Origin of the sequence: Escherichia sp. KTE31 (assembly GCF_000407925.1) — a bacterium.
GTDB classification, from domain to species: Bacteria; Pseudomonadota; Gammaproteobacteria; order Enterobacterales; family Enterobacteriaceae; genus Escherichia; species Escherichia ruysiae.
In genome coordinates this window covers 274,893-287,714 of the sequence record NZ_KE136725.1, presented here as the reverse complement: position 1 = coordinate 287,714, position 12,822 = coordinate 274,893, and the positions used below count along the sequence as shown (strand labels likewise).

Genomic DNA, 12,822 nt, shown 5'->3' with positions numbered 1-12,822 from the left:
GTTTCATTCGGTGAATGGATAAGGCACAATGCCGGCCACCGTCCTCTTTATCTGGTTTCAGATGAAAGAAGACGGGCGAATCTGGTTAACAAAAGCGGTGCAATATGCAAGTTTTTATCATGCGTCACGGCGACGCAGCCCTCGATGCCGCCAGTGATTCGGTTCGTCCTCTGACCACTAACGGTTGTGACGAATCTCGCCTGATGGCGAACTGGCTGAAAGGTCAAAAAGTGGAAATCGAACGCGTTCTGGTGAGCCCGTTCCTGCGAGCCGAGCAAACACTGGACGAAGTAGGGGATTGTCTGAACCTGCCTTCCAGTGCAGAAGTTCTGCCGGAGTTAACGCCCTGCGGCGATGTTGGCCTGGTCAGTGCCTATCTGCAGGCGTTGACCAATGAAGGTGTTGCTTCGGTACTGGTGATCTCCCATTTACCATTAGTCGGGTATCTGGTCGCCGAGTTATGTCCGGGCGAAACGCCGCCTATGTTTACCACCTCGGCCATTGCCAGCGTAACGCTTGATGAAAGCGGAAAAGGTCAATTCAACTGGCAGATGAGCCCGTGTAATCTGAAGATGGCAAAAGCAATTTGATATGAACGTGTAAGGCCCGCTGGCGTAAGCTGTCGGGCCTTAGTTTTGCTTACTGTATTGAAATCATTGCTATTTAAATGCGTTTAATCGTCCTGGTGTGAAAAAATAAATGTTTCCATTTATAGTAATGGTGCTTATTTATTTTCACAAAGTTACATATGGAAGTAATTGTTGCTTTTTTGCATGGGTTATTATTTTTCGAAAAGAGGTGTTAAAAAATAAAAGATAACATTGCCGAGTAGATATTTTTGGGTCTTGATATAATATTAATTCAGAAAGATTAATATTATATCTTCGAGAAGCTAAAGTCACAATTGCCATATTTATTTTTAGCTGTTTTATGATCCAGAAGCATTCATGGTATAAAGTGTTTGTACCGTTTTGATGAAATGTTCTGCTGCTTTTTGAGATAACCCTCAAGCTATTATTTGTGCTGTTGATTATTTAAAAATTTCTACACTGTGTTGTTAGTAAATTTAAATTGAATCAGTCTCATTAAAATATCAACATTGCCGCCACGCCAAAGAATATCATCTCGTGCAACCCGTATTTTATGGATCAGAAATCCTATTCAATGGTTGGTTAAAAGCTGCTGAAGAAAGATTGAGGGATTTTATCGTCAATATTTCAGTTGGCTTATATTCTAATTATTTATGGTTTAAGGACAAATAATGAGTAAGTTTGTAAAAACAGCTATTGCAGCAGCAATGGTAATGGGTGCGTTTACTTCAACATCTTCTTTCGCAGAAGGTAACAACGGTACTGCCCGTTTTTACGGCACCATTGAAGATTCAGTTTGCTCAATCGTACCAGACGATCACAAACTGGAAGTGGATATGGGTAATATCGGTGCAGATAAACTGAAAAACAACGGCACTACCACGCCGAAAGATTTCCAGATTCGTTTGCAGGACTGCGTGTTTGATACCCAAACTACCATGACCACTACCTTCACCGGTACTGTGTCTACGGCGAATAGCGGCAACTATTACACCATTTTTAATACTGATACCGGTGCGGCGTTTAACAACGTGAGCCTGGCGATTGGTGATCAACAAGGAACCTCTTACAAAAGTGGCGCTGGCATTAATCAGCAGATCGTAAAAGATACTGCAACCTCCAAAGGCAAACCGAAACAAACTTTAAACTTTAAAGCCTGGCTGGTAGGTGCGACTGACGCGCCGGACCTGGGTGGTTTTGAAGCTAATACCACCTTCCAGATTACCTATCTCTAAGGTATGTCCCCTCATAGCAGCAATGCTATGAGGGGTTTTTAGCGTTTCGATAGTCTTTAAATAACCACGGATGGATACGTGTATGCCTGACCATTCCCTTTTCCGCTTACGGGCGCTTCCCTGGTGTGTTGCTATGGCAATATCTGGATGCCATATCAATGCCTGGGCCGACGAAGATATTCAGTTTGATTCCCGTTTTCTGGAATTAAAAGGCGACACGAAAATTGATCTGAAGCGTTTTTCCAGTCAGGGTTATGTTGAACCGGGTAAATATAATTTACAGGTTCAGGTAAATAAACAGCCGTTACCCGATGAATATGATATTTACTGGTATGCGTCAGAAAACGATAAAAATAAAACTTATGCCTGCCTGTCGCCGGAGCTGGTGGCGCAGCTTGGTTTTAAAGAAGACATTGCACAAAAATTGCAATGGGATAACGACGGTAAATGTCTCAAGCCAGGCCAACTTGACGGTCTGGAAATACGTGCTGATTTAAGCCAGTCCGCGCTGCTCATCACCTTACCGCAGGCTTATCTTGAATACAGCGATGTAGACTGGGATCCACCTTCGCGCTGGGATGATGGCATCCCCGGTTTCATTGCCGATTACAGCATCAACGCCCAAACCCGACACGAAGAAAATGGCGGCGATGACAGCAACGACATCAGCGGAAATGGTACGGTTGGCGTTAACCTTGGGCCGTGGCGTCTGCGCGCCGACTGGCAGAGCGATTATCAGCACACCCGCAGCAACGATGAAGAGACGGATAACAGCACCGAGAGAAATTGGGACTGGAGCCGTTACTACGCCTGGCGTGCGTTACCGAGCCTGAAAGCCAAACTGGCACTTGGCGAAGACTACCTCGACTCCGATATTTTTGACGGTTTTAACTACATCGGCGGTAGCCTCAGTACCGACGATCAAATGTTGCCGCCGAACCTGCGCGGCTACGCCCCGGATATTTCCGGCGTGGCGCATACAGCGGCGAAAGTCACCGTTAGTCAGGCCGGGCGCATAATTTATGAAACCCAGGTGCCTGCCGGGCCATTCCGTATTCAGGATCTCGGTGAATTTAACTCTGGTACGCTGCATGTGCGCATTGAAGAGCTGAACGGCCAGGTGCAGGAGTATGACATCAGCACCGCTTCCATGCCGTTCCTGACGCGCCCGGGTCAGGTGCGCTACAAAGTGATGATGGGGCGTCCGCAGGAATGGGGACACCATGTACAGGGCGGATTCTTCTCCGGTGGTGAAGCGTCATGGGGGATAGCCAACGGCTGGTCGCTGTACGGCGGGGCGCTGGGCGATGAAAACTATCAGTCTGCCGCGCTTGGCATCGGGCGCGATCTCTCCATTTTCGGCGCGATGGCGTTTGATATTACCCACTCGCATACCCGACTTGACGATTCAACCGCTTACGGCAAGGGTACGCTCGACGGTAACTCTTTCCGCGTCAGTTACTCCAAAGACTTTGATGAACTAAACAGCCGCGTCACCTTCGCCGGATACCGCTTCTCTGAAGAGAACTATATGACCATGAGCGAGTATCTGGACGCGAATGACAGCGAAATGGTCCGCGCCGGCAACGATAAAGAGATGTACACCGCCACCTATAACCAGAACTTCAGGGATGCCGGCGTTTCTGTTTATCTGAACTATACGCGCCATACCTACTGGGATCGCGAGGAGCAGACCAACTACAACGTCATGCTTTCCCATTATTTCAATATGGGCGGCATTCGCAACATGAGTATCTCCCTGACAGGTTATCGCTACGAGTATGACAACAGCGCCGACAAAGGCGTCTATATCTCCTTAAGTATGCCGTGGGGTGATAACAGCACCGTGAGTTACAACGGCAACTACGGCAGCGGTTCAGACAGCAGTCAGGTGGGATACTTCAACCGTATTGATGACGCCAGCCACTATCAGATAAACGTTGGCAGCAGTGAAAATCACTCCAGCGTAGATGGTTATTACAGCCATGACGGCTCTATGGCACACGTGGATCTGAGTGCTAACTACCATGAAGGGCAATACACTTCTGCCGGGCTGTCGCTGCAAGGTGGAGCCACGTTAACGGCGCACGGTGGCGCGTTGCATCGTACTCAAAACATGGGCGGTACGCGCCTGCTTATCGACGCTGACGGCGTGGCTGACGTACCGGTCGAAGGTAACGGTTCAGCGGTTTACACCAACATGTTCGGTAAAGCCGTCGTTGCGGACGTCAATAACTACTACCGTAACCAGGCCACGATTGACCTGACTAAACTACCAGAGAACGCCGAAGCCACGCAGTCAGTGGTGCAGGCGACGCTGACCGAAGGAGCCATTGGCTACCGTAAATTTGCGGTCATTAGTGGACAAAAGGCGATGGCTGTCCTGCGCATGAGTGATGGTAGTTATCCACCATTTGGTGCAGAAGTGAAAAACGAACACGACCAACAGGTCGGTCTGGTCGATGATGACGGCAACGTCTATCTGGCCGGAGTAAAAGCTGGCGAACGTATGAGCGTCTCATGGAATGGGGCTTCCCACTGTGAGATCGTCCTGCCAGACCCACTGCCTGCTGACTTGTTCAATGGCCTGTTACTGCCGTGTAAGCAAAAAGGCACAGTGACGCCTGCTACGCCGGTGGAAATCAAACCGGTGATTCAGGAACAGACGCAACAGGTCACGCCCGGTGCAGCGCCAATTGCTATCTCCGCTAACCAATAACGTGATTAAGGAATGATCCATGTATACACAGACTAATACTGCAAAAATGGTTGCCCCGGCGCTGGCGCTGCTGGTGACCGCCACCAGTTTTACAACCCACGCATCGGTAACGCCCGACCGCACCCGCTTGATCTTCAAAGAAAGCGACAAATCCATCAGCGTCACGTTGCGCAATAACGATCCTAAGCTGCCATACCTGGCGCAAAGCTGGATAGAAGACGAAAAGGGCAACAAAATCAGCTCGCCATTGACGGTACTGCCGCCGGTACAGCGCATTGATGCGATGATGAATGGTCAGGTAAAAGTCCAGGGAATGCCGGATATCAGCAAGTTACCCGCCGATCGTGAGAGCATGTTCTACTTTAACGTGCGTGAAATTCCGCCAAAATCGAACAAACCTAACACCCTGCAAATTGCGCTGCAAACGCGTATCAAACTGTTCTGGCGACCCAAGGCGCTGGCAGAAATCAACATGAGAGATCCGTGGCAGCACAAGGTGACCTTAACCCGCAATGGTCAGACCTTCACCGTTAATAACCCGACGCCGTATTACGTGATCCTCAGCAACGCCAGTACGCAGAAAAATGGTAATCCGGCAGCCGGGTTTACGCCGCTGGTGATGCCGCCGAAAACATCCGCACCGCTGAATGTGAAGATGGACAGTGTGCCGGTGCTGACTTACGTCAACGACTACGGCGCGCGACTGTCGCTGATCTTTAAATGTAATGGCAATAGTTGCCAGGTGGATGCAGAGCAGAGCCGCAAAGGCTGATGCCGGGAGAGTCTTATGAAATACACGTTTCTGGTGGGAACGGGCATTTTGCTCCTGAGCGGCTGGCTGACGGGCAACGTTGCTTTTGCGGGAGAAAGTAAACCGGTGTCATTAACGTTGCGCATTCTGGTTGATGGGCCACCGCCCTGTTCCGTGAAAGGGAGCAATGTTGAATTTGGCAATGTGTACATTAACAAAATAAATGGCACAAATTACCGCACGACGGAGGCGCTTTATACCCTGAACTGCGGAAATAAGGCATCAGGTGTTGATGATCTGCGGATGCAGCTTAAAGGCTCCACCACCGTGATTAACGGGGAAACGGTCATTGCGACCGAAATTTCAGGCCTGGGCATTCGCATTGAAAACGGCGCCGATAACTCCCTGTTTAAAGTGGGTGAAGGTAACTGGTCTGATTTCAATGTTAACCAGTTGCCCAATCTCAAAGCGGTGCCGGTAAAACAAAGTGGAGTGCAGCTTACGCCAGCGGAATTTAACGCCAGCATGACGATGGTGGTGGATTACCAATGAAAAAACTCTCGCTCCTTTTACTCTACGCGTATGGCGGCATGGCTCTGGCCGCTAATGAAGACATCACCTTCCACGGTACGCTGGTGGCACCGCCTGTCTGTACTATCAGCGGTGGAAAGACCATCGAAGTGGAATTTCGCGATCTCATCATCGACAGCATCAACGGGGACTATGGTCGCAAGGAAGTGGAGTATGACCTGAGCTGTGACTCCGCAGTACGCGATCCCGACTGGAATATGACGCTCACCTGGACGGGGACGCAGACCTCGTACAATGACGCAGCTATCGAAACAGACGTTCCCGGCTTTGGTATTGAGCTTCAGCACGATGGTCAGCGTTTTAAGCTGAATACGCCGCTTGCCATTAACGCCACCGATTTTACGCAAAAGCCGAAGCTGGAAGCTGTGCCGGTAAAATCGGCTGATGCGGTGTTGAGTGATACCACGTTTTCGGCCTGGGCAACATTACGGGTGGATTATCAATGAAGACAGGACGCATTTATTCGCTCGGTTACGCGCTTTTAGCGGGTCTGCTGCTGACCGGTAGTACTCGTACTCTGGCCGTGGACAACAACCTGCATTTTTCCGGCAACTTGTTAAGCCGTTCCTGCACGCTGGTGGTTGATGGCGGAAATCTGGCAGAAGTGCATTTTCCTGCCATCAGCCGTCAGGATCTTATGGTCGCCGGGGAATCCCCGCGCGTTCCGGTGGTGTTTAAGTTGAAAGATTGTAAGGGGCCAGCGAGTTACCAGGTGCAGGTGACCCTTACCGGTACGGAAGACAGCGAGCAACCGGGTTTCCTTGCGCTGGATACCACCTCAGCCGCTCAGGGCGTCGGGATTGGGATGGAGACGACCGACGGTGTGCGGGTGTCGATTAACAACCCGACCGGAGCGAAATTTACGCTCAGTGATGGCAGCAATGACATTAATTTCAGGGCCTGGCTGCAGGCGAAAAGCGGTCGCGATGTCACGCTCGGTGATTTTACCGCCAACCTGACGGCAACCTTTGAGTATATATAAGATGAAAAAAATACGATTACTGCTTTGCGTCATGCTGGTGCTGTGCTTTAGCCAGGGAGCTCAGGCGAAACTGGGGGGAGTCTACACTGACGTGAAGATCTATTATGGTACGGTTGGCTCAAGGGCAGAACTTAACTTCACCCTTGATTTACTGACCACCAATGGAGTTTATCATGGGGAGTATTATCAGAATGTCGACCATGGCGTGAAGTATGGGGATCTTCCTAATCAGTCGTGGACCGGGCCTGGAAACGTGCCCGCACCCAAAATCACGATCCGTACAGTAGATGATGCATCAGATTCTTTTTGTCCGGGCGTGAACGATATTGATAAAGGTCTGCCCTGGGAATGCACAGTAGCAGGACTGACCATAGAAGTCGACGGTTCAGCAGAGACATGCCCATGGTTGGTGGGGTTGACGGCAAACAGTTCTACACGGGTAATCGATGGTGGTAAATGGATAACGGAATACTATAGGGGGCCGACAGCCTATGAAACAACGTGCCCGAGTGAGCCATTAACGACTTATGATATCTCCTGGAGTGACAGCCGCGTTGAACACACAAAGATTTTGAACCTGAAATCAACAGGGGCCGTTATTGAACAAAACTTATCGACTTACCTGATGAAAGATGGTCAGCTCTGCGATGGCAGTGGAACGGATGAACGCGCCGCCTATTGTCGTTTTGTAAATCAGTTGATGACATTTACTGCTGAAGGATGTGATGACGCTAAAGTGACGGTGGCGCCAACGCAGCACCCTATTACCGATCGACAACTGCACGATATGTTAGTGCGTGTGGATACCAGTAGCAGGCAGCCAATAGACGCCACGTGTCGGTTCCAGTACATATTGAATATGCTGTAGCGCCCAGACTGGATAAGGCGTTCACGCCGCATCCGGCATTTTTTGTCGGATGCGATGTTAACGCATCTTATTCGACCTGCAAATTCCATATCGGTTGTTGCCATTCAGGGCAATTCTGGCGGCAGCCACTCTTCCACTTCAATCAACACTAACAACGCCGCATCGCCGCCGTACTCTTTCGGAGCCTGGTGAAATGCCATCACATGCGGATGCTGCGCCAGCCACAGCGGCGTTTGCTGTTTTAAAATATGCTTACCGTGCCCGTGCATGACACAGGCACAAAACACATGCTCACGGCGGCAGGCGGCAATCAACGCGCCTAACTCTTGTTTGGCCTGAAGCTGCGTCAGACCATGCAAATCCAGAAACAGCTCTGGCGAATAATCACCACGGCGCAGTTTCTTCGCCTCAAAATGACTGACATCCGGGCGGACATATTTCACCGGGCCTTCGGTATTTAATAACGGTTGAAACTCATCGGAGAAATAATGGCTGGCATCCGCCTGTTCCTGAATCAATCGCTTAACGGGTACTTCGCTGATTTTTTTACGCTGTGGTCGATGGACAATAGTGTCCTGCTTAATCTTGCGAGTGCCCGCCATCAGCTGGCGAAACAGTGCCTGATCCTCCTCGCTGAGTGTTGTTTTCTTTTTCATTTATGCATCTCTATTTTAATTTTCCTACAGTTTACCCGACTCGCAGCGCAATCGATCGGTCAAAACATAATTTTCCTGCGTCATCGCCGCGTGAATGCTGATTTATCGTCATCTTCATGGCAAACTAGCCGCCGAAATTAATGCGACCATGCCCTGGAGGAATACGTGGATAAAATTTTCGTCGATGAAGCAGTAAATGAGCTGCAAACCATTCAGGACATGTTGCGCTGGTCGGTTAGCCGCTTCAGCGCGGCAAATATCTGGTACGGTCACGGCACAGACAACCCGTGGGACGAAGCAGTGCAACTGGTGTTGCCGTCGCTCTACCTGCCGCTGGATATTCCGGAAGATATGCGTAACGCCCGCCTGACCTCCAGCGAAAAACACCGTATTGTTGAGCGCGTGATCCGCCGCGTCAACGAACGCATTCCGGTGGCCTATTTGACTAACAAAGCCTGGTTCTGCGGTCATGAATTTTACGTCGATGAACGTGTACTGGTGCCGCGTTCGCCGATTGGTGAACTGATCAACAATAAATTTGCCGGACTCATCAGCAAACAACCGCAGCATATTCTGGATATGTGCACTGGCAGCGGCTGCATTGCCATTGCCTGCGCTTATGCCTTCCCGGAAGCGGAAGTCGACGCGGTGGATATCTCTCCCGACGCGCTGGCGGTTGCCGAACAGAACATCGAAGAACACGGTTTGATCCATAACGTCATTCCGATTCGATCCGATCTGTTCCGTGACTTGCCGAAAGTGCAGTACGACCTGATCGTCACTAACCCGCCGTACGTCGATGCGGAAGATATGTCCGACCTGCCAAATGAATACCGCCACGAGCCGGAACTGGGTCTGGCATCTGGCACCGACGGCCTGAAACTGACGCGCCGCATTCTCGGTAACGCGGCAGATTACCTTGCTGATGATGGCGTGCTGATTTGTGAAGTGGGCAACAGCATGGTACATCTTATGGAACAATATCCGGATGTTCCGTTTACCTGGCTGGAGTTTGATAACGGCGGCGATGGTGTGTTTATGCTCACCAAAGCGCAGCTTATTGCGGCACGGGAACATTTTGGAATTTATAAAGATTAAGTAAACACGCAAACACAACAATAACGGAGCCGTGATGGCTGGAAACACAATTGGACAACTCTTTCGCGTAACCACCTTCGGCGAATCGCACGGGCTGGCGCTCGGCTGTATCGTCGATGGTGTTCCGCCAGGAATTCCGCTGACGGAAGCGGATCTGCAACATGACCTCGACCGTCGTCGCCCTGGGACATCGCGCTATACCACCCAGCGTCGTGAACCGGATCAGGTCAAAATTCTCTCCGGCGTTTTTGAAGGCGTCACCACCGGCACCAGCATTGGCTTGTTGATCGAAAACACCGACCAGCGTTCCCAGGATTACAGCGCAATTAAAGACGTTTTCCGTCCGGGTCATGCCGATTACACCTACGAACAAAAATACGGCCTGCGCGATTATCGCGGCGGCGGACGTTCTTCCGCCCGTGAAACCGCCATGCGCGTTGCGGCAGGGGCGATTGCCAAAAAATATCTCGCTGAGAAATTTGGTATTGAGATTCGCGGTTGCCTGACCCAAATGGGCGACATTCCGCTGGAAATCAAAGACTGGTCGCAGGTCGAGCAAAATCCGTTCTTCTGCCCGGACCCGGACAAAATCGACGCCTTAGATGAACTGATGCGCGCGCTGAAAAAAGAGGGCGATTCTATCGGCGCGAAAGTGACCGTTATTGCCAGTGGCGTCCCCGCCGGACTTGGCGAGCCGGTCTTTGATCGCCTGGATGCCGACATCGCCCACGCGCTGATGAGCATCAACGCGGTGAAAGGCGTGGAAATTGGCGATGGTTTTGACGTGGTGGCGCTGCGCGGCAGCCAGAATCGCGACGAAATCACTAAAGAAGGTTTTCAGAGCAACCACGCAGGCGGCATTCTTGGTGGCATCAGCAGCGGGCAGCAAATCATCGCCCATATGGCGCTGAAACCGACCTCCAGCATTACCGTGCCAGGGCGCACGATCAACCGCTTTGGCGAAGAAGTTGAGATGATCACCAAAGGCCGTCACGATCCTTGTGTCGGGATCCGCGCGGTGCCGATTGCTGAAGCGATGCTGGCGATTGTTTTGATGGATCACCTGTTACGGCAACGGGCGCAAAATGCCGATGTAAAGACTGATATTCCACGCTGGTAAAACATGAACAAAACCGCGATTGCGCTGCTGGCCCTGCTTGCCAGTAGCGCCAGCCTGGCAGCGACGCCGTGGCAAAAAATAACCCAACCTGTGCCGGGTAGCGCACAATCGATAGGCAGTTTTTCTAATGGTTGTATCGTCGGCGCTGACACGCTGCCGGTACAGTCCGAACATTATCAGGTCATGCGTACCGATCAGCGTCGCTATTTCGGTCACCCGGATCTGGTGATGTTTATCCAGCGACTGAGTAGCCGGGTGAGCAATCTGGGCATGGGTATGGTGCTGATTGGCGATATGGGGATGCCTGCTGGTGGGCGCTTCAACGGTGGTCACGCCAGCCACCAGACCGGACTGGATGTGGATATCTTCCTGCAACTGCCGAAAAAACGCTGGACCTCCGCGCAGCTCTTGCGCCCGCAGGCACTGGACTTAGTTTCCCGCGACGGCAAACACGTCGTCCCGACGCTGTGGAAGCCGGAAATTTTCAGCCTGATCAAACTCGCAGCGCAGGACAAAGACGTCACCCGCATTTTTGTTAATCCGGCGATTAAACAACAACTTTGCCTTGATGCGGGCACCGATCGCGACTGGTTGCGTAAAGTGCGGCCCTGGTTCCAGCATCGTGCGCATATGCATGTACGATTACGTTGTCCTGCCGATAGTCTGGAGTGTGAAGATCAACCTTTACCGCCGCCGGGCGATGGCTGCGGGGCAGAACTGCAAAGCTGGTTTGAACCACCGAAACCAGGAACAACCAAGCCTGAGAAGAAGACACCGCCTCCGTTGCCGCCTTCCTGCCAGGCGCTACTGGATGAGCACGTGATCTAATGGAAACGTTTAATAGCCTGTTTATGGTCTCCCCGCTATTGCTGGGCGTTCTCTTTTTTGTCGCCATGCTGGCGGGATTTATTGACTCGATTGCCGGTGGCGGTGGGTTACTCACCATTCCGGCATTGATGGCGGCGGGGATGTCTCCGGCTAACGCGCTGGCAACCAATAAATTGCAAGCCTGCGGTGGCTCTATTTCCGCTACTATCTATTTTATTCGCCGCAAAGTCGTCAGCTTAAGCGATCAGAAACTCAATATCGCCATGACCTTTGTTGGTTCAATGAGCGGCGCATTGCTGGTGCAGTACGTGCAGGCTGATGTGCTACGGCAGATTTTACCCATCCTGGTGATTTGTATCGGTCTCTATTTCTTGCTGATGCCCAAACTGGGAGAAGAAGATCGCCAGCGCCGGATGTACGGCCTACCTTTTGCGTTAATTGCCGGTGGTTGTGTCGGTTTTTACGATGGATTCTTTGGTCCGGCAGCCGGATCGTTTTATGCGCTGGCCTTCGTTACGCTGTGCGGATTTAATCTTGCCAAAGCCACCGCCCACGCCAAATTACTCAACGCGACGTCAAACATCGGCGGCCTGCTGCTGTTTATTCTCGGCGGCAAAGTGATCTGGGCGACGGGTTTTGTGATGCTGGTGGGGCAGTTCCTCGGCGCGCGCATGGGTTCACGACTGGTGTTGAGCAAAGGACAAAAGCTGATCCGCCCGATGATTGTTATCGTCTCGGCGGTGATGAGTGCCAAATTACTTTACGATAGCCACGGACAGGAGATCCTCCACTGGTTGGGGATGAACTAATGAACAGTACACACCACTACGAGCAGTTGATTGAAATTTTTAATGGCTGCTTTGCCGATGAATTTAATACCCGTCTGATTAAAGGCGACGACGAACCGATCTATCTTCCTGCTGATGCGGAAGTACCGTATAACCGAATCGTCTTTGCTCATGGTTTTTATGCCAGCGCCATCCACGAGATTTCGCACTGGTGTATTGCCGGGAAAGCGCGCCGTGAACTGGTTGATTTCGGTTACTGGTATTGCCCGGACGGACGCGATGCCCAGACGCAAAGCCAGTTTGAAGATGTTGAAGTTAAGCCGCAGGCGCTCGACTGGTTGTTCTGCGTGGCGGCGGGATATCCGTTTAATGTTAGCTGCGACAATCTGGAAGGCGACTTCGAACCGGATCGCGTGGTGTTTCAACGGCGGGTACATGCTCAGGTAATGGATTATCTGGCAAACGGTATTCCCGAACGTCCGGCACGCTTCATAAACGCATTACAAAATTATTATCACACGCCGGAACTTACGGCGGAACAGTTCCCGTGGCCGGAAGAGCTCAACTGAAGCCAGTGCCACGTTTTACAATGAGGA

Annotated in this window: 14 protein-coding genes; 13 read left to right on the top strand and 1 reads right to left on the bottom strand. The window is 51.3% G+C overall.

Annotated elements, in window-relative coordinates; genetic code table 11:
* Positions 1-104: 104 nt before the first annotated feature.
* The 8 genes from sixA (at position 105) to WES_RS06600 (ending at position 7,736) form a co-directional block, all read left to right on the top strand.
* Positions 105-590, top strand: coding sequence for a phosphohistidine phosphatase SixA (sixA, locus tag WES_RS06565; protein WP_001195811.1), 486 nt, complete (start codon positions 105-107; stop codon positions 588-590).
* 671 nt (positions 591-1,261) lie between these two features.
* Positions 1,262-1,825, top strand: coding sequence for a fimbrial protein (locus WES_RS06570; RefSeq protein ID WP_000033321.1), 564 nt, complete (start codon positions 1,262-1,264; stop codon positions 1,823-1,825).
* 82 nt (positions 1,826-1,907) lie between these two features.
* Positions 1,908-4,544 (top strand): fimbrial biogenesis outer membrane usher protein, encoded by a 2,637-nt coding sequence (locus WES_RS06575; protein ID WP_016158703.1) that lies wholly within the window; start codon positions 1,908-1,910, stop codon positions 4,542-4,544.
* Between the two features lie 19 nt (positions 4,545-4,563).
* Entirely contained in the window at positions 4,564-5,316 is a 753-nt protein-coding gene (locus WES_RS06580; RefSeq protein ID WP_016158702.1) for a fimbria/pilus periplasmic chaperone, read from the top strand.
* A gap of 15 nt (positions 5,317-5,331) precedes the next feature.
* Positions 5,332-5,847, top strand: a complete 516-nt coding sequence (locus WES_RS06585; RefSeq protein WP_016158701.1) for a fimbrial protein — start codon at positions 5,332-5,334, stop codon at positions 5,845-5,847.
* Positions 5,844-6,332 carry a fimbrial protein gene (locus WES_RS06590; protein WP_016158700.1) on the top strand — a complete coding sequence of 163 codons (489 nt, stop codon included), beginning with the start codon at positions 5,844-5,846 and terminating at the stop codon, positions 6,330-6,332. Before WES_RS06585 ends, WES_RS06590 begins: the two co-directional genes overlap by 4 nt.
* Entirely contained in the window at positions 6,329-6,868 is a 540-nt protein-coding gene (locus WES_RS06595) for a fimbrial protein (protein ID WP_000847941.1), read from the top strand. Before WES_RS06590 ends, WES_RS06595 begins: the two co-directional genes overlap by 4 nt.
* Position 6,869: 1 nt before the next feature.
* A complete protein-coding gene (locus tag WES_RS06600) occupies positions 6,870-7,736 on the top strand; it encodes a StfH/YfcO family fimbrial adhesin (RefSeq protein ID WP_016158699.1) in 867 nt (288 codons plus the stop codon).
* A 104-nt stretch (positions 7,737-7,840) separates the two neighbouring features.
* Here the strand turns inward: WES_RS06600 and smrB are convergent, their stop codons facing one another.
* Positions 7,841-8,392, bottom strand: a complete 552-nt coding sequence (smrB, locus tag WES_RS06605) for an endonuclease SmrB (protein WP_000730806.1) — start codon at positions 8,390-8,392, stop codon at positions 7,841-7,843.
* Positions 8,393-8,557: 165 nt separating this feature from the next.
* Between smrB and prmB the strand changes: the two genes are divergently transcribed.
* Genes prmB through epmC form a run of 5 tightly spaced genes read left to right on the top strand, consistent with a single transcriptional unit; the run spans position 8,558 to position 12,795 of the window.
* Complete coding sequence (prmB, locus tag WES_RS06610; protein WP_010351486.1) at positions 8,558-9,490, top strand: 50S ribosomal protein L3 N(5)-glutamine methyltransferase; 933 nt, start codon at positions 8,558-8,560, stop codon at positions 9,488-9,490.
* 34 nt (positions 9,491-9,524) lie between these two features.
* Positions 9,525-10,610 carry a chorismate synthase gene (gene aroC / locus WES_RS06615; RefSeq protein ID WP_010351484.1) on the top strand — a complete coding sequence of 362 codons (1,086 nt, stop codon included), beginning with the start codon at positions 9,525-9,527 and terminating at the stop codon, positions 10,608-10,610.
* A gap of 3 nt (positions 10,611-10,613) precedes the next feature.
* Positions 10,614-11,438: a penicillin-insensitive murein endopeptidase gene (mepA, locus tag WES_RS06620; RefSeq protein WP_016158696.1), complete on the top strand. Its 825-nt coding sequence runs from the start codon at positions 10,614-10,616 to the stop codon at positions 11,436-11,438.
* A complete protein-coding gene (locus WES_RS06625; RefSeq protein ID WP_000447361.1) occupies positions 11,438-12,247 on the top strand; it encodes a sulfite exporter TauE/SafE family protein in 810 nt (269 codons plus the stop codon). The genes mepA and WES_RS06625 overlap by 1 nt, the downstream gene beginning before the upstream one ends.
* Positions 12,247-12,795: an elongation factor P hydroxylase gene (gene epmC / locus WES_RS06630; RefSeq protein ID WP_001089209.1), complete on the top strand. Its 549-nt coding sequence runs from the start codon at positions 12,247-12,249 to the stop codon at positions 12,793-12,795. The genes WES_RS06625 and epmC overlap by 1 nt, the downstream gene beginning before the upstream one ends.
* Positions 12,796-12,822: the final 27 nt, after the last annotated feature.

Coding starts and splice junctions, on each gene's coding strand:
- sixA (WP_001195811.1), top strand. CDS start 105: ATGCAAGTTTTTATCATGCGTCACGGCGACGCAGCCCTCGATGCCGCC.
- WES_RS06570 (WP_000033321.1), top strand. CDS start 1,262: ATGAGTAAGTTTGTAAAAACAGCTATTGCAGCAGCAATGGTAATGGGT.
- WES_RS06575 (WP_016158703.1), top strand. CDS start 1,908: ATGCCTGACCATTCCCTTTTCCGCTTACGGGCGCTTCCCTGGTGTGTT.
- WES_RS06580 (WP_016158702.1), top strand. CDS start 4,564: ATGTATACACAGACTAATACTGCAAAAATGGTTGCCCCGGCGCTGGCG.
- WES_RS06585 (WP_016158701.1), top strand. CDS start 5,332: ATGAAATACACGTTTCTGGTGGGAACGGGCATTTTGCTCCTGAGCGGC.
- WES_RS06590 (WP_016158700.1), top strand. CDS start 5,844: ATGAAAAAACTCTCGCTCCTTTTACTCTACGCGTATGGCGGCATGGCT.
- WES_RS06595 (WP_000847941.1), top strand. CDS start 6,329: ATGAAGACAGGACGCATTTATTCGCTCGGTTACGCGCTTTTAGCGGGT.
- WES_RS06600 (WP_016158699.1), top strand. CDS start 6,870: ATGAAAAAAATACGATTACTGCTTTGCGTCATGCTGGTGCTGTGCTTT.
- smrB (WP_000730806.1), bottom strand. CDS start 8,392: ATGAAAAAGAAAACAACACTCAGCGAGGAGGATCAGGCACTGTTTCGC.
- aroC (WP_010351484.1), top strand. CDS start 9,525: ATGGCTGGAAACACAATTGGACAACTCTTTCGCGTAACCACCTTCGGC.
- mepA (WP_016158696.1), top strand. CDS start 10,614: ATGAACAAAACCGCGATTGCGCTGCTGGCCCTGCTTGCCAGTAGCGCC.
- WES_RS06625 (WP_000447361.1), top strand. CDS start 11,438: ATGGAAACGTTTAATAGCCTGTTTATGGTCTCCCCGCTATTGCTGGGC.
- epmC (WP_001089209.1), top strand. CDS start 12,247: ATGAACAGTACACACCACTACGAGCAGTTGATTGAAATTTTTAATGGC.